The sequence below is a fragment of the Streptomyces sp. 378 genome (genome assembly GCF_030124145.1).
GTDB lineage: Bacteria > Actinomycetota > Actinomycetes > Streptomycetales > Streptomycetaceae > Streptomyces.
The window spans coordinates 74,918-100,477 of record NZ_JASKMS010000021.1; the positions used below are offsets into that span (position 1 = coordinate 74,918).

General features: G+C 70.8%; 24 protein-coding genes and 1 pseudogene. 13 read left to right on the forward strand and 12 right to left on the reverse strand.

Going from position 1 to position 25,560, the window contains the following annotated elements:
- Positions 1-98: 98 nt before the first annotated feature.
- The 4 genes from QNO09_RS26055 to QNO09_RS26070 are packed head-to-tail and all read left to right on the forward strand — an operon-like array spanning position 99 to position 4,580.
- A complete protein-coding gene (locus tag QNO09_RS26055; protein WP_283972676.1) occupies positions 99-1,064 on the forward strand; it encodes a carbohydrate ABC transporter permease in 966 nt (321 codons plus the stop codon).
- Between the two features lie 18 nt (positions 1,065-1,082).
- Positions 1,083-2,006, forward strand: coding sequence for a carbohydrate ABC transporter permease (locus QNO09_RS26060; protein WP_283972677.1), 924 nt, complete (start codon positions 1,083-1,085; stop codon positions 2,004-2,006).
- Between the two features lie 10 nt (positions 2,007-2,016).
- Entirely contained in the window at positions 2,017-3,366 is a 1,350-nt protein-coding gene (locus QNO09_RS26065) for an ABC transporter substrate-binding protein (protein WP_283972678.1), read from the forward strand.
- Between the two features lie 14 nt (positions 3,367-3,380).
- The gene (locus QNO09_RS26070) at positions 3,381-4,580 is read left to right on the forward strand and encodes a Gfo/Idh/MocA family protein (RefSeq protein ID WP_283972679.1); all 1,200 of its coding nucleotides are present in this window, start codon (positions 3,381-3,383) and stop codon (positions 4,578-4,580) included.
- Positions 4,581-4,611: 31 nt separating this feature from the next.
- Here QNO09_RS26070 and QNO09_RS26075 read toward each other — a convergent pair whose 3' ends face one another.
- The 4 genes from QNO09_RS26075 to QNO09_RS26090 all read right to left on the reverse strand — a co-directional run bounded on the left by QNO09_RS26075 (position 4,612) and on the right by QNO09_RS26090 (position 8,205).
- Positions 4,612-5,307 (reverse strand): L,D-transpeptidase family protein, encoded by a 696-nt coding sequence (locus QNO09_RS26075; protein WP_283972680.1) that lies wholly within the window; start codon positions 5,305-5,307, stop codon positions 4,612-4,614.
- 176 nt (positions 5,308-5,483) lie between these two features.
- Positions 5,484-6,398: an SDR family oxidoreductase gene (locus QNO09_RS26080; protein WP_283972681.1), complete on the reverse strand. Its 915-nt coding sequence runs from the start codon at positions 6,396-6,398 to the stop codon at positions 5,484-5,486.
- Positions 6,399-6,487: 89 nt separating this feature from the next.
- Complete coding sequence (locus tag QNO09_RS26085; protein ID WP_283972682.1) at positions 6,488-7,117, reverse strand: MBL fold metallo-hydrolase; 630 nt, start codon at positions 7,115-7,117, stop codon at positions 6,488-6,490.
- Positions 7,117-8,205 (reverse strand): S-(hydroxymethyl)mycothiol dehydrogenase, encoded by a 1,089-nt coding sequence (locus QNO09_RS26090; protein ID WP_283972683.1) that lies wholly within the window; start codon positions 8,203-8,205, stop codon positions 7,117-7,119. Before QNO09_RS26090 ends, QNO09_RS26085 begins: the two co-directional genes overlap by 1 nt.
- Positions 8,206-8,366: 161 nt before the next feature.
- On the opposite strand from QNO09_RS26090, the gene QNO09_RS26095 reads away from it, so the two are divergent.
- Positions 8,367-10,121, forward strand: coding sequence for an ABC transporter ATP-binding protein (locus QNO09_RS26095; protein ID WP_283972684.1), 1,755 nt, complete (start codon positions 8,367-8,369; stop codon positions 10,119-10,121).
- Positions 10,122-10,178: 57 nt separating this feature from the next.
- Here the strand turns inward: QNO09_RS26095 and QNO09_RS26100 are convergent, their stop codons facing one another.
- Positions 10,179-10,466 (reverse strand): hypothetical protein, encoded by a 288-nt coding sequence (locus QNO09_RS26100; RefSeq protein ID WP_283972685.1) that lies wholly within the window; start codon positions 10,464-10,466, stop codon positions 10,179-10,181.
- 171 nt (positions 10,467-10,637) lie between these two features.
- Here QNO09_RS26100 and QNO09_RS26105 point away from each other — a divergent pair, with 171 nt between their 5' ends.
- Positions 10,638-11,003, forward strand: coding sequence for a nuclear transport factor 2 family protein (locus QNO09_RS26105; RefSeq protein WP_283972686.1), 366 nt, complete (start codon positions 10,638-10,640; stop codon positions 11,001-11,003).
- A gap of 43 nt (positions 11,004-11,046) precedes the next feature.
- Here QNO09_RS26105 and QNO09_RS39730 read toward each other — a convergent pair whose 3' ends face one another.
- From QNO09_RS39730 to QNO09_RS26115, 3 genes are all read right to left on the reverse strand, one after another.
- A complete protein-coding gene (locus QNO09_RS39730; protein WP_349636986.1) occupies positions 11,047-11,211 on the reverse strand; it encodes a hypothetical protein in 165 nt (54 codons plus the stop codon).
- An 11-nt stretch (positions 11,212-11,222) separates the two neighbouring features.
- The gene (locus QNO09_RS39735; RefSeq protein ID WP_349636987.1) at positions 11,223-11,363 is read right to left on the reverse strand and encodes a hypothetical protein; all 141 of its coding nucleotides are present in this window, start codon (positions 11,361-11,363) and stop codon (positions 11,223-11,225) included.
- 375 nt (positions 11,364-11,738) lie between these two features.
- Positions 11,739-12,398 carry a TetR/AcrR family transcriptional regulator gene (locus QNO09_RS26115; protein ID WP_283972687.1) on the reverse strand — a complete coding sequence of 220 codons (660 nt, stop codon included), beginning with the start codon at positions 12,396-12,398 and terminating at the stop codon, positions 11,739-11,741.
- Positions 12,399-12,578: 180 nt separating this feature from the next.
- Between QNO09_RS26115 and QNO09_RS26120 the strand changes: the two genes are divergently transcribed.
- Positions 12,579-13,835, forward strand: a complete 1,257-nt coding sequence (locus QNO09_RS26120; protein ID WP_283972688.1) for a YncE family protein — start codon at positions 12,579-12,581, stop codon at positions 13,833-13,835.
- Here the strand turns inward: QNO09_RS26120 and QNO09_RS26125 are convergent.
- A complete protein-coding gene (locus QNO09_RS26125) occupies positions 13,828-15,687 on the reverse strand; it encodes a cellulase family glycosylhydrolase (protein WP_283972689.1) in 1,860 nt (619 codons plus the stop codon). The genes QNO09_RS26120 and QNO09_RS26125 overlap by 8 nt on opposite strands.
- Positions 15,688-15,769: 82 nt before the next feature.
- Positions 15,770-17,752, reverse strand: a complete 1,983-nt coding sequence (locus QNO09_RS26130; RefSeq protein WP_283972690.1) for a GTP-binding protein — start codon at positions 17,750-17,752, stop codon at positions 15,770-15,772.
- Positions 17,753-17,937: 185 nt separating this feature from the next.
- Here QNO09_RS26130 and QNO09_RS26135 point away from each other — a divergent pair, with 185 nt between their 5' ends.
- The 5 genes from QNO09_RS26135 to QNO09_RS26155 all read left to right on the forward strand — a co-directional run bounded on the left by QNO09_RS26135 (position 17,938) and on the right by QNO09_RS26155 (position 22,456).
- Positions 17,938-19,044, forward strand: a complete 1,107-nt coding sequence (locus QNO09_RS26135; protein ID WP_283972691.1) for an XdhC family protein — start codon at positions 17,938-17,940, stop codon at positions 19,042-19,044.
- Positions 19,045-19,182: 138 nt separating this feature from the next.
- Positions 19,183-19,515, forward strand: coding sequence for a putative quinol monooxygenase (locus QNO09_RS26140; RefSeq protein WP_283972692.1), 333 nt, complete (start codon positions 19,183-19,185; stop codon positions 19,513-19,515).
- A 179-nt stretch (positions 19,516-19,694) separates the two neighbouring features.
- The gene (locus QNO09_RS26145; RefSeq protein ID WP_283972693.1) at positions 19,695-20,702 is read left to right on the forward strand and encodes an NADP-dependent oxidoreductase; all 1,008 of its coding nucleotides are present in this window, start codon (positions 19,695-19,697) and stop codon (positions 20,700-20,702) included.
- Between the two features lie 25 nt (positions 20,703-20,727).
- Positions 20,728-21,780, forward strand: a complete 1,053-nt coding sequence (locus QNO09_RS26150; RefSeq protein WP_283972694.1) for an alcohol dehydrogenase catalytic domain-containing protein — start codon at positions 20,728-20,730, stop codon at positions 21,778-21,780.
- A gap of 73 nt (positions 21,781-21,853) precedes the next feature.
- Positions 21,854-22,456, forward strand: coding sequence for a carboxymuconolactone decarboxylase family protein (locus tag QNO09_RS26155; protein ID WP_283972695.1), 603 nt, complete (start codon positions 21,854-21,856; stop codon positions 22,454-22,456).
- 114 nt (positions 22,457-22,570) lie between these two features.
- Here QNO09_RS26155 and QNO09_RS26160 read toward each other — a convergent pair.
- Both QNO09_RS26160 and QNO09_RS26165 read right to left on the reverse strand, forming a co-directional pair.
- A pseudogene (locus QNO09_RS26160) lies at positions 22,571-22,762 on the reverse strand (SAM-dependent methyltransferase); the annotation flags it as partial.
- Positions 22,763-22,893: 131 nt separating this feature from the next.
- Positions 22,894-23,403 carry a metallophosphoesterase family protein gene (locus QNO09_RS26165; protein ID WP_283972696.1) on the reverse strand — a complete coding sequence of 170 codons (510 nt, stop codon included), beginning with the start codon at positions 23,401-23,403 and terminating at the stop codon, positions 22,894-22,896.
- Between the two features lie 209 nt (positions 23,404-23,612).
- Here QNO09_RS26165 and QNO09_RS26170 point away from each other — a divergent pair, with 209 nt between their 5' ends.
- Positions 23,613-25,556: a glycosyltransferase family 2 protein gene (locus QNO09_RS26170; protein WP_283972697.1), complete on the forward strand. Its 1,944-nt coding sequence runs from the start codon at positions 23,613-23,615 to the stop codon at positions 25,554-25,556.
- Positions 25,557-25,560: the final 4 nt, after the last annotated feature.

The following is a 25,560-nucleotide window of genomic DNA, read 5'->3' on the forward strand; positions in this document are numbered from 1 at the left end:
TGGGAAAAGATGTTTGCCCCCCTCTTGACGCAGCAATTGTTTCGCACCAAAAGTAAGTCCCGCCAGAGGACGAGCCGCCGCAGCGAGGGAGTCTCCCGATGACCATCGCCTCCAGCAGTCCTCCGTCGCGTCTGCCCTCGGGCGCCGCCGCGGAGGCCGAGAGCAGGACCAGGGCACGGCAAGGGGTGTCCGGCGAGGACCGGGGGGATGGGCGGCTGGCCGCCTTCTTCATCGCGCCGGCGCTGCTCGGCTTCCTGGTCTTCCTGCTCTGGCCGACCCTGCGGGGCATCTATCTGAGCTTCACCCGCTTCAACCTCCTGACACCGGCGGAGTGGGTGGGCCTGGACAACTACGTCCGCATGGTCAACGACCCGATCTTCTGGGACTCCCTGGGGGTCACCGTCGAGTACGTCGTCATCAACATCGGCGTCCAGACGGTCGCGGCGCTCGCCATGGCCGTCCTGCTCCAGCGGCTGACCCGGTCGGCGGTGCTGCGCGGGATCGTGCTGACGCCGTATCTGATGTCGAACGTCGTCGCCGGTCTCGTCTGGCTCTGGATCCTCGACACCCAGCTCGGCATCGGCAACGAGATCATCAGCGGCCTCGGCGCCGACCGCATCCCGTTCCTCGCCGACGAGACCTGGGCGATCCCGACCATCGCGCTCATCAACGTCTGGCGGCACGTGGGGTACACCGCCCTGCTGCTGTTCGCCGGTCTGCAGGCCATCCCGAACGACATGTACGAGGCGGCCCGGGTGGACGGCGCGAGCGAGTGGCGGATGTTCTGGCGGATCACCATGCCGCTGCTGCGGCCGGTGCTCGCGGTCGTGCTGATCATGACCGTGATCGGGTCGTTCCAGGTTTTCGACACCGTCGCCGTGACCACCGCGGGCGGCCCGGCCAACGCGACCAACGTCCTGCAGTACTACATCTACGGCTCGGCGTTCGGCCGCTTCCAGTTCGGCTACGCCTCGGCCATGTCCGTCGCCCTGCTGGTCGTGCTGAGCGCGATCACGATCCTCCAGTACCGGCTCACCCGGGCCGGCCGGACCGACCTCGGCTGACGGAAGGGAGAGACCGCCATGGCTGCCGTGACGACCACGCCACCGACGACCCTGCGGCCGGTGCGGCGCAGGTTCCCCTTCGGGCGGGCCGCCGCCTGGACCGTGATGGGGCTGACCGTCCTCATCACCCTGCTGCCGTTCTACTGGATCCTGCGTACCGCGCTGTCCACCAACGCGGGCCTGAACGCCGACCCCACCAACCCCCTGCCGGTGGACCTCACCACCAGCGGTTTCGAACGGGCCCTGGGCCTCCAGCCGGCCGAGGAGGCGATCGCGCAGGGCGGCGCGGGCGGCGGGCTGGACTTCTGGCGCTACCTGCTCAACTCGGTGCTCGTCTCGACCCTGATCACCGGCTGCCAGATCTTCTTCTCCGCGATGGCCGCGTACGCCTTCTCGCGGCTGCGCTGGCGGGGCCGGGACAAGGTGTTCGGGCTGTTCCTGGCCGGGATGATGGTGCCGACCATCTTCACGCTGCTGCCGAACTTCGTGCTCATCAAGCAACTGCACCTGGTGGACACACTGCTCGGCATCGCGCTGCCCAGCCTGTTCATGACCCCGTTCGCGGTGTTCTTCCTGCGGCAGTTCTTCATGAACATCCCCCGGGAGGTCGAGGAGGCCGCGCTGCTCGACGGCGCCGGGAAAATCAAGATCTTCTTCCGGGTGGTCCTGCCGATGGCGTCCACGCCGATCATCACGCTGGCCGTGCTGACGTACATCACCTCCTGGAACGACTACTTCTGGCCGCTGATGGTCTCCTACAGCGACAGCTCGCGGGTGCTGACCGTGGCGCTGGCGGTCTTCCGGGCGCAGACCCCGGCGACCGGCGTCGACTGGTCCGGGCTCATGGCCGCGACGCTGATCGCCGCGCTGCCGATGCTGGTGCTGTTCGCCTGCTTCGCCCGCCGCATCGTCAGCTCCATCGGCTTCACCGGGATCAAGTAAGGGGACTGTGATGCGAATTCGTCTTCGTCCGCTCGTCGCGGCGACCGGAGCGCTGGCGCTGTCCCTGGTCAGCGGGTGCGCGCAGGGGGGTGCCGCGGGTTCTTCCGCGCACACCGTCACGTACTGGCTCTGGGACGCCAACCAGCTGCCCGCCTACCAGGCCTGCGCGAAGGGGTTCGAGAAGGAGAACCCCTCACTGAAGGTGAAGATCACGCAACTGGGCTGGAGCGACTACTGGACCAAGCTCACCGCCGGGTTCATCGCGGGCACCCAGCCGGACGTGTTCACCGACCACATCCAGAACTTCGGCCAGTTCGCCGACCTGAAGGTCCTCGAACCGCTGGACGACCTCGGCATCGAGGACTCCGACTACCAGCCGGGCCTCGCCGCCAACTGGGTCGGCCAGGACGGCCACCGCTACGGCGCGCCGAAGGACTGGGACACCGTCGCGCTCTTCTACAACGAGGAACTGACGCGGGACGCCGGTCTCACGGCCGAGCAGCTCAACGGCCTCTCCTGGAACCCGAAGGACGGCGGCACCTTCGAGAAGGCCGTCGCGCGTCTCACCGTCGACAAGAACGGCAAGCGGGGCGACGAGCCGGGCTTCGACAAGAACAACGTCAAGGTCTACGGCCTGGCCAGCAACGGCGGCGGGTTCGGCGACGGCCAGACCCAGTGGAGCAACTTCGCCGCCTCCGCCGGATGGAGTTACCTCGACAAGCCGCGCTGGGGCACGAAGTACCAGTACGACAGCAAGACCTTCCAGTCCGTGATCCAGTGGTATTTCGGCCTGGCGAAGAAGGGCTACATGCCGCCGCTGTCCGACTACAACGTCCAGTCCAACCAGGCGAACACCCAGGTCGCGGCGGGCAAGGCGGCCACGGCGTTCGACGGCGCCTGGATGATCTCCACGTACGCGGGCTTCAAGGGCAAGGACATCAAGACCGCCTTGACGCCGATCGGCCCGACGGGCAAGCGCGCCACCATGATGAACGGCCTCGCCGACTCCATCACCAAGGCCTCCAAGAACAAGGCCGGCGCCCGCAAGTGGGTGGCCTACCTGGCCTCGGACCGGTGCCAGACCGTCGTCGGCAAGTCCGGGGTCGTCTTCCCCGCCACCCCGGCCGGGACCGCGGCGGCCGTCGCCGCGTACCGGAAGAAGGGCATCGACGTCTCGGCGTTCACCGAGCCCCTGACCGACAAGAAGCGCTTCCGGACCTTCTCCTACCCGATCGCCAGCTATTCGGCGGACATGACGGCGCTGATGTCGCCCGCGATGGAGGACATCTACGGCAACGGAAAGCCCGTGAGCAGCCTCGACCAGACCAATGAACAGATCAACCTGATCCTCTCCCAGTGAAGGGCACACCTTCCATGACGTTCTCCCTCGGCATCGTCGGCGCCGGACAGTTCTCGGGCCAGTTCGCCACCCTGTTCCAGGCCCACCCCGGCGTCAGCGCCGTCTACGTCACCGACCTGCTGCCCGAGAGGGCCGCGCACCTCGCCTCCGCCCAGTCCCTGGCGGGGACCTTCCCGTCCTACCAGGCCATGCTGGAGTCGGAGGACGTCGACGCCGTCGCGATCTTCACCCAGCGCTGGACACACGGACCGCTGGTGCTCCAGGGCCTCAACGCCGGCAAGCACGTGTACTCGGCGGTCCCCATGGCGATCAGCACGGAGGAGATCGCGGCGATCATCGACGCGGTCAAGGCCACCGGACTGACCTACATGATGGGCGAGACCAGCGAGTACAACCCGGCCACGGTCCACGCCCGCAACCAGATCGCCGAGGGCGCCTTCGGTCGGCTCTTCTACGCCGAGGGCGACTACGTCCACGACATGGACCTGGGGTTCTACGAGGCGTACCAGTACAGCGGCGGCGAGAACTGGAAGGCAACCGCCAGCTATCCCCCGCTGCTGTACCCGACGCACGCGGTCGGCGGGGTGCTGGGCGCCTGGCGGACGCACGCGGTGAGCGTGTCGGCGATCGGTGTCGTCGACGACCGGGGCGACGGCGTCTTCGACAAGGACGTCAGCCAGTTCGGCAACGACGTCTCCAACGCCACGGCGCTGTTCGAGGTGGCGGGCGGCGGTTCGTTCCGTACGAACGAGTTCCGGCGGGTCGGCTACCCCTCGCACATACGCGAGTCACGCTTCCGCTTCTTCGGCACCGAGGCGAGCATGGAGCAGCTCGCCACGGCCGCCCTGTGGCAGGACAAGCAGGGGGTGAAGGACATCAGCGAACTGCTGGAGCCCAAGCCCACCCTGTCTCCTGACGACCCGTCACTCCAGCACATCGCACCGGAGTTGCGGGCCGCCTTCACCTCCGGGTCGGCTCCCGTGCACGACCGGGCGCGGCTGCCGCGGGAGTTCGACCACCTCCACAACGGCCACGAGGGCAGCCACCACTTCCTGGTGGACGACTTCGTCACCGCCGTCAACGACCGCACACTGCCGTCGGTGAACGCCTGGGTGGCCGCCCGCTACACCCTGCCGGGCATCATCGCGCACGAGTCGGCGCAGCGGGGCGGGGTCAGGCTGGAGATCCCGGACTTCGGGGACGCCCCGCGGTAGGGGACGTCCGGTGCGGGCCGGGTGCCCGGTATCAGGTGCCCGGCTTGCGGCCGTAGACGAAGACGTCGTCGCCCTTCTTCAGCATCGACCAGTACTTCTTGGCGTCGGTCTTGGTCATGTTGACGCAGCCGCGGGAGCCCGGCGGGTTCCACATGCTGACGTTCGCCTGGTGGAAGGCCTGGCCGCCGTCGAAGAACTGGGCGTAGGGCATCGGCACGTCGTAGAGGGACGAGACGTGGTCGATGTTGCGCCAGTAGATCTTCTTCAGGCCGGTGCGCGTCTCGTCGCCGTTGCGGCCGGTGCGGACCGGGACCGGGCCGTAGACGAGCTTCTTGCCGTCCTGGATCCAGCTCAACTGGAGCGTCAGGTTCACACAGGCGATCCGGCCCTTGTTCACCGGGCACTTGCCGTCCTTGTCGGGGTTCTTCCCGACGGCCTTCTGCTTCTGCATCAGGTCCATCACGCCCCAGGTGATGGAACCGGCGTAGCCGATGTTCGGGGAGATGCCGTGCTTGGTCTGGAAGGCCTTGACGGCCTTGCAGTCGGCGGCGGACTGCTTGCCGTCGACCGGACGGCCGAGGAACTTCTCCACCTTCTTCTGGTACGGGCCGGTCTGCGTGGTGCAGCTCGCGGCGGCGGCCGGCGTGGCGCCGAGCACGAGCGTGAGCGGTGCCACCAGTCCGGTGATCCCCAGTGCGACGGCACTCCGTCTGCGTACGTCCCCCATGGCTGGTCATGCCCTTTCGCGGAAGATGAGTGTGCGATGTCTGCCAGCGAGACGGGCGGAGCCGGATTCCGGTTGTGCTGTCGGCCGCGCTGCGACGGAACAGTGACATACCCCACCGGTACGAGGTGGGGCATATCTCTGCAGAGCGGTTGATTACGGCGGTCGAGTCCCCGGCGTCAGCGGTAGCCGGCCGTGTCCGCCGGCTTGCCCGCGTCCTGGACCTCCACCACGTAGCGCCAGGCGTCCGGGCGGCTGCCGTCGAGGTCGGTGAAGCCGTACTCCCGGGCGAGTCCGCCACTGGAGAGGGACCGGCCGTTCCAGCGCGCCACGTCGGCGTCGGCGGCCAGTGCGGCCACGGCCCGGCCCACGTAGTGGGGGGTCTCGGAGATGGCGAAGTGGGGGACGCGCTCCAGGGCGTCGCGCCAGTTCTCCTCCCGCACGCCGAAGGCGTCCAGCATCAGCTCCGAGCGCAGCCAGCCGGGGGTGAGGGCGACGGCTGTGGCGCCGCGCGGGCCGAGTTCGTGGCCGAGGGCGAAGGCCATGCGCAGGACGGAGGTCTTGGCGAGGTCGTAGAAGAAGTTCACCCGGTAGTTCTCGCCGTTGTAGTCGGCGGTGCCGTCGGTGACCTCGACGACCAGGCCGCCGGGGTTGCGCAGCAGCAGGGGCAGGGCGTGGTGACTGGTGATGGCGTGCGTCTCGACGGCGAGTCTGAGCAGGCGCAGGCCGTTGTCGAGGTCGTGCTCCCAGAGCGGGGTCTCCCACTCGAAGAGCTTCTCGCCGCCCCAGATGTCGTTGACGAGGACGTCGAGGCGGCCCTGCTCGTCCGCGATCCGGTCCACCAGGGCCCGGACCTGCGCCGGGTCGAGGTGGTCGGCGGGGACCGCGATGCCCCGGCCGCCGGCGGCGGTGACCAGGTCGGCGGTGTCCTCGATGGTCTCGGGGCGGTCGTACTCCGAGCGGCGGGCCCGGGTGCTGCGGCCGGTGACGTAGACCGTGGCGCCGGCCGCGCCGAGTTCGACGGCGATTCCCCGTCCGGCGCCCCGGGTCGCACCGGCGACCAGTGCGACCTTGCCCTGCAACGGAGCTGACATGTCCGACCTCCCGTGAGCTGACTGCTTGTCGCCTTCAGCGTGACGGGTAAACCGGACATCTTCTGTCGCCTTTCACCGGCGACACGCGATCAGTGACCCCGGGCGATCCATTCCTCCAGCTGCGGGGCCTCGGCGCCGATGGTGGTGGAGTCGCCGTGTCCGGTGCGGACCGTCGTCCCGGGCGGCAGCGTCAGCAGCCGGTCGCGGATCGAGTCGATGATCGTCGGGAAGTGCGAGAAGGAACGGCCGGTGGCGCCGGGGCCGCCCCGGAAGAGGGTGTCGCCGGTGAAGACGGTGCCCAGCCCCGGGTCGTAGAGGCAGACCGCGCCGGGCGCGTGTCCCGGGGTGTGCATCACCCGCAGGTCGGCGCCACCGGCCTCGATCACCTGGCCGTCGACCAGCCAGGCGTCGGGTTCGCGGTCCGGGTGGGTCTGCTTCCACAGCGGCAGGTCGTCGTGGTGGAGCCAGATGGTGGCGCCGGTGCGCTCGGCGAGGGCGGGGGCGGCGTCGATGTGGTCGTTGTGGGCGTGCGTGCACACGATGGCCGTGAGCCGGCGGTCCCCGACGGCCTCGGCGATGGCGTCGGCATCGTGGGCGGCGTCGATGACGATCACCTCGTGGTCGTCCCCGATGATCCACACGTTGTTGTCGACGTCCCAGGTGCCGCCGTCGAGGCTGAACTGCCCGGAGGTGACGAGGTGCTGGATGCGCGTGGTCATCACAGCACCACCACCGAGCGCAGCACGTCGCCCTGGTGCATCCGCTCGAACGCCTTCTCCACCTCGTCGAGCCGGATCGTCTCGGTGACGAACGCGCCGAGGTCCAGGCGCCCCTGCAGATGCAGGTCGATCAGCATCGGGAAGTCGCGGGAGGGCAGGCAGTCGCCGTACCAGCTCGACTTCAGTGCTCCGCCGCGGCCGAAGACGTCGAGCAGGGGCAGTTCGAGTTTCATCTCGGGCGTGGGGACTCCGACGAGGACGACCGTGCCGGCGAGGTCGCGGGCGTAGAAGGCCTGCTTGTACGTCTCCGGGCGGCCGACGGCCTCGATGACGACGTCGGCGCCGAAGCCGCCGGTGAGTTCGCGGATCGCCTCGACCGGGTCGGTCTCGCGCGAGTTCACGGTGTGGGTGGCGCCCATGGAGCGGGCGGTCTCCAGCTTGCGGTCGTCGATGTCGACGGCGATGATCGTCGCCGCTCCGGCCAGGTGCGATCCGGCGACGGCCGCGTCGCCGACGCCGCCGCAGCCGATAACGGCGACCGAGTCGCCCCGGCCGACGTTCCCGGTGTTGATCGCGGCGCCGATGCCGGCCATCACGCCGCAGCCCAGCAGCCCGGCCACCTGCGGGGCGACGCCCGGGTCGACCTTGGTGCACTGCCCGGCGGCGACCAGGGTCTTCTCGGCGAAGGCGCCGATGCCGAGGGCCGGGGACAGTTCCTGGCCGGTCGAGGCGAGGGTCATCTTCTGTTCGGCGTTGTGGGTGTCGAAGCAGTACCAGGGCCGCCCGCGCAGACAGGCCCGGCACTTCCCGCACACGGCACGCCAGTTGAGGATCACGAAGTCGCCGGGCTCGACATCGCTGACGCCTGCGCCGACCGTCTCGACCACACCCGCGGCCTCGTGGCCGAGCAGGAACGGGAAGTCGTCGTTGATGCCGCCCTGCTTGTAGTGCAGGTCGGTGTGGCACACCCCGCAGGCCTGCACCCGCACCACGGCCTCGCCGGGGCCCGGGTCGGGCACCACGACCGTCTCGATCCGCACCGGCTCGTCCTTGCCGGGTGCGATCACGCCGCGTACTTCCTGGGCCATGGTGCTGACTCCTTCGTCGGCCGGGTCCGTTCCTTTCCGACCCTACGCGCGACTGATCGGTAAGGGGCGCGGATCGGCCGGCGCCGGCTGTGCGGAAAAGGCAGGCCGTGCGGGTCGGCGGCGACGTAGCCTGAACGCTCCGCCGACGCCGAGGGAGCGCCGTGAGCATCGCAGAGACCCGGACCGCCGCACCCGCGTGGCGGCAGCTGCTCGGATACGTACGGCCGCACCGCTGGTCCCTGTTCGCCGGCGCGCTGCTCTCGCTGGTCACCGGGGCGACCGGGCTGCTGCTGCCGCTGGTCGCGCGGGAACTGATCGACGACCTGTCGCACGACCGGGCCATCACCGGCGCCCTGCTCGCCATGTCGGCCCTGGTCGTGGCCAACGCGGCGGTGGGCGCACTGGGTTCGTACGTGCTGACCCGCACCGCCGAGTCGGTGGTGCTCGGCGCGCGGCGCGCCCTGTCGTCGTATCTGCTGCGGCTGCGGATCACGGCCGTGGACCGCAGTGAACCCGGCGACCTGATGGCCCGCATCACCTCGGACACCACCCTGCTGCGCGCGGTCACCACCGACTCGCTGGTCGGCCTGGGCACCGGCGGCCTCACGCTCGTCGCGACGGTGGTGATGATGGGCCTGGTGGACGCCGTGCTGCTGGGAGTCACCCTGGCCGTGATCCTGGGCGCGGGCGTGGTCCTCGGCGTGATCGTGCCGCGTATCAACAAGGCGAGCCGGCAGGCGCAGGACGCGGTGGGTGTCATGGGCGCCTCGCTGGAGCGGATCCTCGGCGCCCTGCGCACCGTGAAGGCGTCCGGGGCGGAGCACCGCGAGGAGCGGACCCTGCACGAGGCGGCGCAGGAGTCGTGGCGGCAGAGCGTGCGCGCCGCCAAGTGGTCGGCGGCCGCGGGCAACACGGCGGGGCTCTCGATGCAGATCGCCTTCATCACGGTGCTCGCGGTCGGCGGCGCCCGGGTGGCGACCGGCGCGGTCGACGTGGGCACACTGGTCGCGTTCCTGCTGTACGTCTTCTACCTGATGTCGCCGATACAGCAGGTCGTCGGCGCCATCACCCAGTACCAGACGGGCGCCGCGGCCCTCACCCGCATCGAGGAGGCGCTGCGCCTGCCCGCCGAGCCGGCCGCCGAGGCCGCGCCGCTGCCCTCCCCGGGCGCGCGGCCCGCCGCCCTCGCCTTCCACGACGTCCGCTTCCGCTACGCCGACGACCTGCCCCATGTCCACCACGGAGTGACGTTCACCGTGCCCGCACAGGGCATGACGGCGTTCGTCGGCCCGTCCGGCGCCGGCAAGACCACTGTCTTCTCCCTGATCGAGCGGTTCTACGACCCCGAGTCCGGCGTGATCACGCTGGACGGGCGGGACCTGAACGACTGGGAGCTGACCCGGCTGCGCGCCGCGATCGGCTACGTGGAGCAGGACGCGCCGGTCCTGTCGGGCTCCTTGCGGGACAACCTGCTGCTGGGCAATCCGGAGGCGGACGAGGACGCCCTTGCCCGGGTGCTCAAGACGACCCGTCTCGACGACCTGGTCTCCAGGTTGCCCGGTGGTCTCGACACGCTCGTCGGGCACCGCGGCACCAAGCTGTCGGGCGGTGAGCGGCAGCGCGTCGCCATCGCCCGCGCGCTGCTGCGCCGCCCCCGGCTGCTGCTGCTCGACGAGGCGACCTCGCAGCTGGACGCGGTGAACGAGGCGGCGCTGCGCGACACCGTCGCGGACGTGGCCCGGACGACCACGGTCCTCGTCGTGGCGCACCGGCTGTCCACGGTGACGATGGCCGACCGGATCGTGGTGATGGACGCGGGCCGGGTGCGGGCCGTCGGTACGCACCGCGAGCTCGTGACGGCCGATCCGCTGTACGCGGAGCTGGCGGCGACGCAGTTCCTCGCCACGGCGGACTGAGTCCGGGCGTGGCTGAGGGCCGCCCGGATCCGGGCGGCCCTCAGCCACGCGCCGCCGTCAGCGGACGTTCGGAAGGAAGCCGAAGACCGGTGAGACCAGGCCGACGACCTGGTTCAGCTGGTCGAGGTCGTTGAGGCGGTTGAGCCCGGCCAGTTGTGAGGAGGGCCGCGGGATCTCGTCCTTGTGCTCGGCGGGGATGTCGCTCACGGTCAGCGAGTCGAGCGTGGCCATCGGGCTGAGCGGGCTCTTGGCTTCCGCGTCGGCCGCGTTCGCCATCGGCGCGACGAGGCCGGTGGCGCCGGCGGCGAGACCAACGGCGGCGACGATACGTCGTGTTGAGATCATGCCTGTCGCAGGGCGGACGGGTCCCCCGCGGACACGGGCGGACGGTGCCGCTCACCCGTCAGGCCCAGTGTCCCGGCCGCGCTTGCCGTGACCGGCGGGAGGGGGGACGCTCGACAGGAGAGGCCCTCGCGGCCCACTCCCACCGGGCCGCGGTCTTCGAAGGAGGTCATCATGGGAACCGCGGCAGACCCCGCCTTCGACCGAGAGACCCTGCGCCGGGCCGTGGAAGGACAGAGCCCGGACATCCTTCTCTCCCTGTACGCCGACGACGCGGAGATCCGCATCGTGGACCGCACGACCCAGCCCAGCCATCCCAAAGTCCTGCACGGCCGGGACGAGATCGGCCGGATGCTGGAGGACGTCTACGGCCGCGACATGTCGCACAAGCTGGAGCAGTGCGTCATCCAGGGCGACGAGGCCGCCTACAGCGAGAGCTGCCAGTACGCGGACGGGGTGCGCGTCCTGTCCGAGTCCATGCTCGCGCTGCGCGACGGCAAGATCGCCGAGCAGACCCTGGTCCAGGCCTGGGACGAGTAGCAGGTCGCCATCCTGCCGGGACGGGCGGTGCAGGCCGCGCCCGTCACATGACGCCGCCCTCCTCGACGCCGAACGCGGGTTCCGGCTCCGTGATGGTGCTCTCCAGCCCGAGGACGGCACCGGTGCCCGGGTCCATGATCAGCATGCGGCGGACGCCCCGCGCGTCGTTCACATGGGCCAGACCGCGCCGGCCCAGCCGGTCGGTCACCCGCCCACCGGTCACAACCCCTCGGCGCCGACCATGCGCCGGACGAGCGCCGCGCTCTCGCGCGCTCCGAGCGTCCAGTGGTCCAGCAGCGTCGCCGTGGCGTCCAGCCGCTCGGGCATGGTCAGCGGGGCGTCGGCGAACCGGGCCTCCATGAGACAGGCACGCAGCCGGGCCGGGTCGTGCGGCGGGGGCGGCTGAGGCGAAGCGTCGCTCCAGCTCGGCGGGCACGTGCGGTCCAGTCCCCCCGGTCCTTCAGACGACCGGAAGGCAGACCGGCGCCTGGCAGCAGGCGGTCCCTCAGGCGGCCGGAAGGCAGGCCCCGCCGGTCCCGCAGACGACGGGAGAGCCGCCCCGTCCCGCCTCCCGGGGCCCGGGCAGTTGGTCGCCCGGATCCGGCAGACGCCCGGAGATCGAGGCCTCCCGGTCGCATCACGGGCCCCGGGCCCCGGGCGGCGTGCGGCGTGCGGCGTGCGGCGTGCGGCGTGCGGCGTGCGGCTCGACGCTCCCCCCGCACCCGGCGCCCGCTGTCATGCCTCCGGCTTCCATCCCGGTGGCCACAGGATGCCCAGCAGTTGCCGGACCAGTTCGTCGACGACCTCGTCGAGTGTCGCGTCGACCCAGCCGGCGCTCCAGTCGTGCAGCAGGCCGTTGACACTGCCGATGAAGCCCGTCGCGGCGAGGCGGTAGTCGCGGGGCGCGGCTTCTCCGCGTGCGGCGGCCGCGTCGGCCTCGGCGCAGATGAGGTCGAGCCAGCCGGCCCGGCGGGCGAGTCGCTGCTCCTCCAGGCGCGGGCTGACGCCGATGATCTCGACGAAGGTGATGCGGATCCGGCGCGGATCGGCGGCGAGACTGCCGGCGTAGGCGCGGAAGATCGCCGTGACGCGTTCGACGAGCGGCAGGTCCGCGGCGGCCGCGGCCGCATCCAGCACGGCCGCCTCGGCCCAGCCGTTGACCTCGAGGTGCAGGGCGGCCAGCACGTCCTCGATCGTCCGGAACTCCTCGTAGAACTGCCGCGTGGACAGCCCGGCCGTCTCGCTGAGCGTCGCGACCGTGGTGGAGCGGAAGCCGGGCGTGTCGCCGAACAGCCGGAGCGCGGCGTCGAGAAACCGCCGGCGCCGCTCGGCCTGCCGCTCCTCGGCGGTTTTACCGCCGTAGCGGCCGGTCGGCGCTCTGAGTCTGCCCGGCACCGGCTCTCCCTTCGTGGTTCGAACGCTGATTTTGTCGTGCACGCGGTCTTGTGGAGAAGGCCGCCCCTTCCTTACTTTGCAGTAAGTTCACTCTGAAAGCACGTGTGTTCAGATTCCACGCGCTCAGCTTTGGCATGTTCCACTCACAGAGCTCACCCCACAGCAGAGAGGGGAGCAGTCATGCCCGTCGTCCGACGCCGGCACCTGTGCTCCGTAGCCGCAGCTCTCGCCCTGACCGTCACCGCTCCCGCGACCGCCGCCACCGCGGCCTCCCCGGGCTCCTCCGCCGCCTTGCGCGAGGTGCTGTTCGTGGGCAACAACTGGGAAGGCACCGCCGATGTCATCCGCTCCACGGGCGACTTCGCGAAGATCGGCCGGATCAACGTTGTCCCCGACAAGGCCGAGCGAATGGCGGAGATCAACGCCGATCCGATCAGATGGATCGCCTTCATGACGATCCGCAACAGCGTCGGCGAGGGACACGACCAGCTCGTCGACGACATGTACTCCACGCCGGACGGGAAGTCGGTGGTCGTCTCCCGGCCGAGCTTCGCCGACGTCGTGTCGATCGACCTCGCGTCCGGGCGGCTCAACTGGCGCTTCCCGGTGTCCGGTTACCGCTCCGACCACATGGCGGTCTCCCCTGACGGCAAGCGGGTCGCGGTGTCGGCGTCGACCTCCAACACCGTGCACGTGCTGGACATCGTCTCCGGCCGGGAACTGGGCAGGTTCGGCACCGGCGACAAGCCGCACGAGAACATCTTCACCCAGGACGGCAAGTACATCTACAACATGGCGATCGGCGACGTGAACACCCAGACCGACGCCCCGTGGCTGGACTGGACGAAGGGCGACCGGCGCATCACCGTCGTCGACGCCACGATGTTCAAGCAGGTCAAGGTCATCGACATGCGCCCCCAGCTGGACGCGCTCGGCCTCAAGGACTACTCCGACGCGGTCCGCCCGGCCGTCTTCTCGCCGGACGAGTCGAAGCTGTACTTCCAGGTCTCCTTCTTCAACGGCTTCTTCGAGTACGACATGGCCGCCGGCAAGATCACCCGCACCAAGACCCTGCCGAAGAACGCGGCCACCAGCGACGACCGCACGACCTTCGTCAACGACTCGCGTCACCACGGCATCTCGATGAGCCCGGACGGACGCAAGCTGTGCGTCGCGGGCACCATGGACGACTACGCCACCGTCGTCGACCGCGCCACCCTCCAGCAGGGCCCGCTCGTCACCGCCTCCAAGCCCTACTGGGCCACGGTCAGCGGTGACGGCAGGTCCTGCGTGGTCTCCGAGAGCGGCACCGACCAGGTCACGGCCATCGACTTCGCCACCGGGAAGAAGGTCGTGTCCGTGCCGGTGGGTGACCACCCGCAGCGCGTCCGGCTCGGCCATGTGACGGCCGACTGGACGAGCCCGTCCGCTAGGTGACCTCCTTCGCCGCCCACGCCTCCAGTTCGGAGCGAGCCGCGGCGAGCAGTTCCCCCGAGGGAGCCGTCGCCCCGTTGGTGACCAGCGCGTAGTGCAGGACCCCCGAGTCCGGCGCGCTGAGCAGCAGGCGGCGGCTTCCCGTGCCGCCGGGCTCCTGCGCCACGCCGACCGGGGTGGCCGAGGTGTAGGCCGGCGGGGCGTGGGCCGTGCCCAGGTCGGAGACGACCGTGGTGGACGCGGTCGGGAAGCTCGCCGGGAGGTGCAGTTCCGTGGGGGCCGGGCCGCCGTCCGAGCGCCACAGCAGCAGCCCGTACTGGCCGGACCCCACGAGCCGTTGCACGTTCGGGAGCGCACCGGGCACCGGGTTCCAGGTCAGGGTCGTCGAGCCGTCCCGGGAGCGGTCCTCGTAGGTGAAGCCGACGGTCTCACCGGCCGTGGCGCTCGGGTAGAGGCGGTCCAGGAGCCGGGCGTCCTGGCGCAACACGGGCTTGCCCGCGTCGTCCAGGCGTACGGCGGACAGGTCCTCGTCGTTCCAGGCGTCACCGGCGGTGAGAACCTTGTCGGGGTTGCCGTTCATCAGCTCGCGATGGCGGCCGTTGTAGATGTCCCACTGCCACTGCGTGCCCGAGAGCACGGGTCCCGAGGCGGCCGGATCGGACCACCAGTCGGCGCCCTTCAGGCGGGAGTCGAGGGCCTGGTACATCGCCTTGAGGACGGTCGGCGCCTTGTCGGAGACGTTGCCGGCCAGGGGGTGCCCGAACTCGCTGACCACGGCTGCCGTCTGCGCGGCGGCGGCCCGGTCCCGGACGGTGCGGAAGTCGCCCGCGTACTGGCCGTCGGCCGCCTTGCCCCACATGAAGACGCCGGAGATGGCCTTCTGGTCGTAGAAGTGGGTGTTGAAGACGTAGCGCGGCCCGAGTTTCCCGGCGTCGAGCAGACCGCCCTCCTGCTTCTGGAAGTCCAGGTTGGCGTTCCAGAAGAGGTTGGGCTCCGCGAAGACGGGCTTGTCGCGCCACCCGGCCGCGTCCATGCGGGTCCGGAACTTCTCGTAGAACGGCCAGAGCACGTCCTTCTCCCAGGCGCGGCTGGTCTGCCCGGAGTCGTAGCTGCCCGCGTGCGGCTCGTTGTAGGGGTCGAAACCCACGATGCCCTCGAACTGGTCGGCGCTCAGGTGCTGCCGCACGTAGGCCATGGTCTTCTCGGCGGTGGTGAGGAACGCGTCCTGCACGCCGTGCGCGTTGTGCCAGAAGTCGTACGTGGCGCGCTTGACGGCCTCGTTCTGGGTGATGTTCTGCCCCCAGAAGAGGCAGATCCCGCAGGACTCGTCCGGGTAGTTCCCGGCGTCCACCGCCCACTTGGGCGCGCCGTCGCCGGTGTACCAGCTGTCGTCGTCGAAGAGGTGGCGCGAGTACAGGTCCTGGTGGAAGTCGGGGTAGACCCGGATGCCGGCGTCGAGGAAGGCCTTCATCTGGTCGGTGGCGGCGGCCAGGTAGGCCGGGTCCACCCGGCCGCGCTCGGGCTCGGCGTACGCCCAGGAGAGCAGGAAGCGGACGGTGTTGCCGCCGCCGAGGGCGCGCAGCGCGGTCGCCGACGTGCGGGCGTCGGCGACCGAGGCGAAGGGCAGGCCCTTGTTCTCCGCGAGCTTGGTCTCGCCGGAGACGTTGTAGCCGCGCAGCACGACCTCGCGGCCGTGGGCATCGGTGAAGCGGCCGTTCCGCACGGTGACGGTGGGGTCGTCGAACCAGAGGGAGCCGGGAGGGGACGCGGCGGCGGCCGGCGGAACACCCGCCACCGACACGGAACCGAAGAGGACAGCCAGGACGACCAGCAGACGCGCTCGGATAGTCGGCATGTCCACTACAGTCAGGCCATATCAGGACACCGTCAACACCCCTGACTCCGGAGTAAGTTCTGGTTCGGCCGGTGCCGACACCTCAGCCGCCCACCCTTCGTGTCACGTTCAGCATGTACTCCTTCCTGTTCAGCGGGTTGTGATCGGTGCGCGGGCGCTCGGGGATCGTGCCGTGGGTGACCGGCGCGTAGTGGGCGAAGGAACTCTCCAGCTCGCCCTCGCCCCGGGTGAGTCCCGGCAGTCGCTGTTCGAGGGCGTGCACCCGGGCGGCCGGCACCGTGCCCTCCAGGACGCAGCGGTCGTCCCGGTTCAGTGTCGTCTCGGGCACGGCCGTGAGCCCGGCGAGGACCGGCAGCAGGGCGCCGAGCGTGTCGGCCGGAGCCTCGATGCGGAAACGGTGCATCGGCTCGTGGACGCGCGTCCCCGCCCGCCGCAGCGCCTCCATCAGCACCAGCGGGGTCACGCCGCGGAAGTCGGCGCCCGTGCTCGACATGCTCTTGTCGAAGCCCTGGTGGGCATGGCTCTGACGGGGCGAGTAACCGCTGTGGGTCATCGTGACCGTGCAGTCGGGAACCTGCCAGCCGTGCAGCCCCTGCAGGAGCGTCTCGCGCACGGTGTCCTCCACGGCCTTGAAGAACGCGTACGGCATGGAGCCGAGCTCCACCTCCAGCCGGAAGGCGACGCCCGAGCCGACCGGCGCGGGCTCGACGCGCAGGCCGACCGTCGCGAGGAACGGGTTCGGGTCCTTCTTGTCGAACTCGACGGCCTGCCCGGTCCCGACGAGCCGTTCGACGCACAGCGGGGTGGTCTCGCGGAAGGTGACGTCCAGGCCGAACTCGTCGGCGAGGGTGGCCTGGAGGACCTCCTTCTGCACCTCGCCGTAGAGGGAGACGGAGGTCTCCCGGCGGCGTTCGTCATGGCGCAGGCCGATCAGCGGGTCCTGTTCGGCGAGCCGGGTGAGTGCGAGGTGGAGCGCTCCCCGGTGCACGCCCGGGCCGGGAACGACGACCGTCTCCAGGGTGGGCGGGGCGAAGAAGTGCTCCCAGGCCTTGCGGGGTTCGCCGATCGCGTCACCGATCCGGATGTCGCCGAGCCCGGTGAGGCGGGCGATCCGGCCGGCGGCGACGGTGTCCCGGCGGGTGTCCGTGCCGTCGCCGAAGACGCTGATCCCGGTGATCCGGCCTTCGGCTCCGTCCGCCCCGAAGGGGACCCGGTCGCGGACGCGCAGGGTCCCGGAGAACATCCGGGCGTAGGCGAGCTTCTCCCCCGCCGGCCCTCGCTCGACCTTGAACACACGGGCGGACACCGGCCCGTCCGCATCCCCGTGGGCCGCAGGGAGCAGCTCCTCGATGCCCGACAGGAGCGCTTCCAGACCCGCGCCCGTGGCGGCGGAACCGAAGTAGACCGGGTGGACGAGCGCCTCCCGGGTCCGCGCGACGAGGGACCGCCGCAGCAGGGCGTCCGTGACGGTGTTCCCGACATACGCGGACAGCAGGGCGTCGTCGCGGTCGGCGAGAACATCGACGGCGGCGCGGGCGGCGGCCGGTGCGGTGCGGGGCTCGAAACGGGCCGACCGGGTGCCGAGACCGCAGGCGGTCCCCATCGGCACGATCGCCGGTGTCAGACCGGCCGAGATCTCCCGCAGCACCTCCTCGTGGCGAGCTCCGCTCCGGTCGATCTTGTTGACGAAGAGCAGGGTCGGGATGCGCAGCCGTTGCAGGGTGCGCATCAGCACGCGCGTCTGGGCCTGCACCCCTTCGACGGCGGAGATCACGAGGACGACGCCGTCCAGCACGCCGAGCACCCGCTCGACCTCGGCGATGAAGTCGGGGTGGCCGGGCGTGTCGATGAGGTTGACGGTCACGCCGTCGAGCGGGAACGAGACGACGGCGGACTTGATGGTGATGCCGCGCTGCCGTTCCAGGTCGAGGGTGTCGGTGCGGGTGTTCCCGTCGTCGACGCTGCCGATCTCGTCGATCACCCCGGCCGAATGGAGCAGCCGCTCGGTCAGGCTGGTCTTACCCGCGTCGACATGGGCGAGGATTCCAAGGTTGAGCATGTGCACGAAGCGTCATGTCCTTCGCAGAGAGGTCCGTTCCTGGCTGGGGGGACATGAACGTTGCGCGCATCTGGGGCTCCTTCGGATCGGTGACGTCGCCTCCAGTGGAGCAGACCGGTACGGAGGGTCACAACGGAATTAGCCGCCGCCGGGGTACCCGGCGGGCGCGCGTACAGGGAAGGGAGCGGCTCGTGCGTGACGTTCTCCCGGTACTCGGCCGCTGGTACGCGGCCGGGGCCCCGTTCGGTCTCGCGACCGTCGTCCAGGTCAGCCGCAGCGCGCCGCGCGCCCCGGGCGCGGCGATGGCGGTGGGCCCGGGCGACGAGGTCGTCGGCAGTGTGTCCGGGGGCTGCGTCGAGGGCGCGGTGTTCGAGCTGGCGCAGGAGGCGGCCGCGGATGGCGTGGCCCGGTTGGAGACCTTCGGCTACAGCGACGAGGACGCCTTCGCCGTCGGACTCACCTGCGGCGGCGAGATCACGCTGCTGGTGCGCGCGGTCACGGCCGAGCGGGATCCCGGCTTCGGCGTGCTCGTGCACTCGGTCGCGGCGGGCGAGCCGGTCATCCTGGCGACCGTCACCGACGGCCCGGCCCGGCGCGGGGCGGCGCTCGTGGTCCGGCCGGACGGGACCGCCGGCACGCTCGGCGCGAGCGGCCTGGACGCGGCCGTGACCTCCGACGCCCGTGGCGAACTCGCTCTCGGCGCCACCGGCCTGCGGCACTACGGGCCCGAGGGGCAGCGCCGCGAGGACTCCGTGAGCGTGTTCCTGCAGTCGTTCGCGCCGCCACCGCGGATGCTGGTCTTCGGCGCGATCGACTACGCGGCGGCGGTGGCCCGCATCGGGGACTTCCTCGGCTACCGCGTCACCGTCTGCGATGCCCGCCCGGTCTTCGCCACGCCACGGCGTTTCCCCGACGGTGTCGAGGTGGTCGCGCAATGGCCGCACCGCTATCTGCGGGACACGGACACCGACGAGCGCACGGTCATCTGCGTCCTGACACATGACCCCAAGTTCGACGTTCCGCTGCTGACCGAGGCGCTGCGCCGCCCGGCCGCCTACATCGGCGCGATGGGCAGCCGCCGCACCCACACCGACCGGGCGCGGCGGTTGGCCGAGGCCGGTCTGACGGACCGCGAGCTGTCCCGGCTGCGCTCACCGGTCGGCCTGGATCTCGGGGCCCGTACGCCCGAGGAGGTGGCGGTGTCCGTGGCCGCCGAGATCGTGGCGCTGCGCTGGGGCGGCACCGGTGCGCCGCTCACCGCGACGGAGGGGGCGGTGCACCCACACCGATCCTCCTGATCACCGGAGCGCTCCCGTCATGTCGCCATCGAGCGGGGTTCGTACGAACGTGTCGCCGGCAGCACATCGGACATCAGTAATCGGACGCCGTACGACGGGTTCTGCAACCGGCCTCAGCACCTCACCGAAGGGAATCCCATGATCTTCATCACCGCGAAGTTCCGAGTCCGCCCCGAGCACGCCGACCGCTGGCCCGAGATCGCCGCCGACTTCACCCGGGCGACCCGCGCCGAACCCGGCTGCCTGTGGTTCGACTGGTCGCGCAGCGTGGACGAGCCGTCGGAGTACGTCCTCGTCGAGGCCTTCCGCGACGACGAGGCCGGAGCCGCACACGTACAGTCCGCGCACTTCAAGACCGCGCAGCAGACGCTTCCTCCCCATCTGGCCGAGACGCCGCGCATCGTGAACGCGAACGTCCCGCAGGACGACTGGTCGCTGCTCGGAGAGATGGCGGTGCCGGGACAGGAATAGGTGGCTGCCGGGACAGGAACAGGTGGCTGCCCGCGCGACCGGCCGCTCGCATGAGCCGTGACCGGCCGCGTGCATGAACCGCAGGTCGTGGCGAACCGGCTCTTGCCTCGGACGGCGGCCACCCGTACGCTCACCGCCGTACCGACTGGACGGTATGCAGCCGAGGAGAGGTGCCGCTGATGAGCACGATCAACCGCCAGATACGCCTGGCCGCACGTCCCGTGGGAGAGCCGCGCCCCACCGACTGGGAGCATGTCGAGGAGCCGGCGGGGCAGCCGGGCGACGGGGAGTTCCTGGTACAGGTGCTCTGTCCGTCGATCGACCCGGCGATGCGCGGCTGGATGAACGCGGGCAGGTCCTACATCCGCCCGGTGGAGATCGGCGAGGTGATGCGCGCCGGCGCCGTGGGGAGGGTGGTCGCCTCCCGGCACTCCGGGTTCGCGGTCGGCGACCATGTCTCGGGCACGTTCGGCGTGCAGGAGTACTGCGTGTCGGACGGGCGCGGCGTGACCAAGGTCGACCCCGCGGCTGCTCCCTTGCCGACCTACCTCGGCACGCTCGGCATGTCGGGCCTGACGGCCTACTTCGGTCTGATCGAGGTCGGGCGTCCCCAGCCGGGGCAGACCGTCGTCGTCTCCGGAGCGGCCGGGGCCGTGGGCAGCGTCGTCGGGCAGATCGCCAAGATCCTCGGATGCCGGGTCGTCGGCATCGCCGGCGGCGAGGCCAAGTGCCGCCTGGTGGTGGACGAGTTCGGGTTCGACGCCGCGATCGACTACCAGAGCGAGGACGTGCGCAAGGCTCTGCGCGAGCACGCTCCCGACGGCGTCGACGTGTACTTCGACAACGTCGGCGGCGACGTTCTGGACGCCGTGCTGCTGCGGCTGGCGCGCGGCGCCCGCGTCGTGGTCTGCGGCGCGATCTCCCAGTACAACAGCACCAAGCCGCAAGGCCCCGCCAACTACCTGTCGCTGCTGGTGAACCGTGCCTCCATGACGGGCATCGTGGTGTTCGACTACGCCGAACGGTACGGGGAGGGCATGGCGCAGATGGCCGCCTGGCGGGCGGAGGGGCGGCTGAAGTCCTTGGAGGACGTGGTGTCCGGCTCGGTCGCGGCGTTCCCGGAGACCCTGATGCGCCTGTTCCGTGGTGACAACCACGGCAAGCTGGTGCTGAAGATCGCGGACTGACCGGACCGAGGGGAGGGGAGATCCGATGAAGGCACTGACCTACCACGGCCGTCACGACATCCGCTACGGGGACGTCCCCGACCCGGCCGTCACCAGCCCCGCCGACGCGGTGGTACAGGTGACCGCGGCCGGCATCTGCGGCAGCGACCTGCACCTCTACGGCGGCAACGCGTTCAGCCCGGAACTGGGTTACACACCGGGGCACGAGTGCGTCGGCGTGGTCGTCGACACCGGCGACCAGGTCACCCGCTTCAAGCCAGGCGACCGGGTCCTGGTGCCCGCCTCCGTCGGCTGTGCGCGGTGCCGGCAGTGCGCGGCCGGGTTCACCGCCCGATGCGAGCGCGCCACGTCGAGCACGGAGCTCTGCTACGGAGTCGGCCCGAAGCTCCCCGGCAGCCAGGCCCAGGCCCTGGCGGTGCCCTGCGCGGACGTCAATCTGGTGCACCTGCCCGAGGACATCTCCGACGAGGCCGCCGTCGTCCTCACGGACAACGCCCCCACCGCCTGGTACGGCTGCCGTCGTGCCCGCATCCAGCCCGGTGAGACCGTCCTGGTCGTCGGCCTCGGCCCGGTCGGCCTCATGGCCGCGCAGTCCGCCTTCGCGATGGGCGCGGCACGGGTGCTGGGCGTGGACCTGGTCGCGGAACGCCGCGCCTTCGCGGCCGGCCTGGGTGTCGAGCCGGTCGAGGGCGACGACGCACGGACCGCCGTCCGGGACATGACCGCCGGTCGCGGGCCGGACGCCGTAGTGGAGGCCGTGGGCTCCGACGCCACCATCGAGCTCGCCCTCAAGGCCGTCCGGCAGGCCGGCCGGGTCAGTGTCGTCGGGGTCAGCCAGAGCAGGGCGTTCCCGTTCCACATGGGACTGGCGCAGGTCAAGGAACTGGAGTTCGCCATCGGCCTGTGCTCGGTCCACTACGAACTCCCTCCCCTGCTCGCCCTCACCCGGGCCGGACGGATCAAGCCCGAGGTCGTGGTCTCCCACCGCTTCGCCCTCTCCGAAGGACCGGCGGCGTACGAACTGTTCGCAGGCCGCTCCGACGGCGTCCGCAAGATCGTTCTCGACCCGACGGGCTGACTGTTCCCGGCCGTTCACTGCCAGGCGCCGGGCCGGTCTCCTAGGGTGAGTCCCTCGGAAACCGGAGGCCGCCATGTCACAGCCCCACGCCGCCCGCCCCGCCCGTCCGCGGCTGAAGCCGCTCCCCGAGGAACAGTGGGACCCACGGACCCGGGAACTGCTGGCCGTCGCTCCCCACGACCCCGGGGGCGGGATCCCGAACATCTTCACCACGCTCGTGCGCCATCCCGATCTCTACGAGCAGTTCATGCCTTTCGGCGGCCAGTTGCTCGCCAGGGGCCGACTGCCGGGGAACGTGCGCGAGCTGCTGATCCTGCGCACCGCGTGGAACACCGGCGCGCGGTACGAGTGGGGCCGGCATCTCCCCCTGGCCAGGGCCGCGGGGGTGACGGACGCGGACATCGACCGTATCGGCGAAGGGCCTGAGGCACCCGGCTGGGCGGACCTCCAGCGGCTCCTGCTCCGCGCGGCGGACGAGCTGCACGGCGATGCCTCGATGTCCGACGGGACCTGGGAAGGTCTGGCCGAACACTTCGGCGACGCCGAACTCATCGAGATCGTCATGCTGGTCGGCCAGTACCAGATGCTGGCGTTCTTCCTGAATGCCACCGGGGTGGAACTGGAGTCCGGCTTCGACGGCACCGGCTTCGCGGAGGGGGAGAGACACGACAGGTGAGGGCGGCCCCGCGGCACGGGATCGCGTGCCACGGTTCAGGGCCGGAGTCGGTGTCGGTGTCGGTGTCGGTGTCGCCGGCGATGCTCCGTCACGGGACCGGCGCCGGATGCGTCGCTACGTACCATCGCCCGACGGTCTGCGGCCCCAGGCCGAGATCGTCGGTGAGGTGGCGAGGTCCAGGCGTCCCGCCTCGACGGCGGCGAGGTGCCCCTCGATCTCCTCGTCCGTGGCGAGACCCGCGGCGACGAGCTGGTCACGCACCTGCCGGACGGTGGCCGCCTCCAGGACGTCGCAGGCGGGCGACGTGCGGAACGTCGAGGCGTCGAAGCGGGCCGACAGGGCGTCGAAGCGCGTACCGGCCTCGGCCTGCCGGTTGTCCAGGAGGTGTCCGCCCGTCCTGATCCATCCGGGGATCATGTCACGGCCCGGCGGGACGTTCAGCGCCGTGGACGGGGCGGCAGCCGGTGCAGTTCCACGTCCGAGAGCAGCCCCTCGGCGACGGTGGCGGTCATGTAGGTGCAGTGGGGCTGTGCGCGGCGGTCCGTCGGGGAGCCCGGGTTCAGCAGACGCAGGCCGGTGGGGGCCGTGGTGTCCCACGGGATGTGGCTGTGGCCGAAGACCAGCACGTCCAGGTCGGGGAAGCGGGCGGCGCACCGCTGCTCCCGGCCCTGCCTGGGACCCGTCTCGTGGATCACGCCGAAGCGCACCCCGCCCAGGTCCGCGTAGGCCACCTCGGGCAGCCGGGCGCGCAGGTCCGGCCCGTCGTTGTTGCCGTACACCCCTACGAGCCTGCGGCAGCGGGCCTCCAGCAGATCGAGGGTGGCCGTGTCGACCCAGTCCCCGGCGTGGAACACGACGTCGGCCTGCGCGAGTTCGGCCAGCAGGGGGGCGGGCAGTTCCCGGGCCCGCTTGGGCAGGTGAGTATCGGACATGAGAAGCAGGCGCACGTCCTCAGCCTAGGGGCTGCCGGGTGCTCCCGCCCGTAAGGCGGCTTGACCGCGAACAGACAGACGGCGCAGCCCAGTTGTCGTGCTGCGGAGATGATCACGGCCGGGTCTCGGAAGGTGGGACCGCGTCGCCGACCGGGTTAGCATCGGGCAACACGCAGTAGTACAGGACGTCTACGGCAAGCGACGCGAAGGGGCCCGGAAACCCGATGCCGGTCAAGGTCAGCGTCATCGTCCCCGTGTACAACCCGGGGATCTACATCGAGGACTGCATTTCCTCGCTGCAGCGGCAGTCGCTGCCTCCCGACGAGTTCGAGGTGATCTTCGTCGACGACGGCTCGACCGACGAGACCCCGGCCCGGCTCGACGCGCTCGCCGCCGAGGACCCCCGGATGAAGGTCATCCACCAGGAGAACTCCGGCTGGTCGGGCAAGCCCCGCAACGTCGGCATCGAGGCCTCCCGGGGCGAGTTCGTGATGTTCGTCGACAACGACGACTACCTGGGCGACGAGGCCCTGGAGCGGATGTACGACTACGGCGTGGCCAACGGCGCCGACGTCGTGGTGGGCAAGATGGCCGGCAAGGGCCGCGGGGTGCCGGTGGAGCTGTTCCGCCGCAACCACCCGCGGGCCACCGTGGAGAACGCCCCGCTCATCGACAGCCTCACCCCGCACAAGATGGTCCGCCGGGCCTTCCTGGACCGCATCGGCCTGCGCTTTCCCGAGGGCAGGCGGCGTCTGGAGGACCACGTCTTCGTCGCCGAGGCGTATCTGCGCGCGGAGAACGTCTCCGTGCTCAGCGACTACGTCTGCTACTACCACCTGCGACGGGACGACGGTTCCAACGCCGGCTTCGAACGCTTCGACCCGGTCGGCTACTTCAGGAACCTGCGCGAGGCCCTCGACGTCGTCGAGCGGTACACGGAACCCGGCCCGGTGCGCGATCGGCTGTTCCGGCGCTGGCTGCGTGTGGAGATGGTCGAGCGGCTGCGGGCGCGGCGGTTGCTGAACCTGCCGGACGACTACCGCAGGGAACTGTTCGGAGAGATCCACGAAGTCGTCGTGGAGCGCTTCGGGCCCGGTGTCGCGGCCGGCCTGCAGCCGACGCAGCAGGTCATCGCCGCGCTGACGGCGGCCGACCGCTACGACGACGTGGTGGCCTTCGCGGAGTGGGAGGCGGGTGTCACGCCCCGGGCGACCCCCGGGGACATCGAGTGGCGCGACGGCTCCCTCATCGTCGGCTTCACGGCCGAGTACCTGTCCGGCGGCGAACCGATGCTGTTCCCGGCCGGTGCCGAGTCCGCGCCGCTGACCGATGTACCGAAGGACGTGACCGAGGCGGTGGGGTGGGTGGCCTCCGAGACCGCCGCGCGGTTCGGGCAGGCCACGGCCGATCTGCTGCTGCGGGAGCGCTCCAGCGCCGCGCAGTACTTCCAGCCGGTGGAGTTCACGCGCGAGACCGTGCCGGTCGGGGACGGCGAGGAGGTCCGGCTGGTGCTGCGGGCGACCGCCACGGTCGACCCGGCCGAGCTGCCGCGTGACGGCGCCTGGGACGCACTCGTCCGGGTGAAGGCGGGCGGCTGGACGAAGGAGTGCCGGCTGGGTCCGGCGCCGCGCGAGGACCGGCCCACACCGGACGTGGGCGTCATCGGTGACCGCCCGGTCCTGCCCTACTGGACCGAGCCGCACGGCAACCTCTCCCTGGAACTCGGCGCGCGCGGCAAGCGGCTCGGGCTGGGCCGCGTGCAGTTGGGGGACGTCGCCGTCTCCGAGGGGCGCTTCCGCGTCCAGCTCCCGGTGCACGTCCCGGACGACACCGGGGTGCGGCTGAGGTTCGTCTCCGCTGACCGGATCCTGGAGGTGCCGGGCCATCTCACCCCCGAGGCGGGCCGGCCGGGCTCGGTGCTGTCCGCGGACCTGCCCGCCGAGGACCTCTCGGACGACGTCTGGCGGGTGGCCGTGTGCCTGGATCCGGCCGCGGACCGGGCTCGCTTCACCGGCCTGCCGTTCGCCCTGCGAGCGGGGGGCGGGAGCCTGCTGGTGACACCGCCGCCGGGGCCCGGTGTCGCGCTGCGGCTGGCCCGGCGTGCCCGACGCGTGCTCGGTGCCGCGCGCCGGAAGGTGAAGTCCCGTACCAGGACCGGAGGGCGGTGACGGA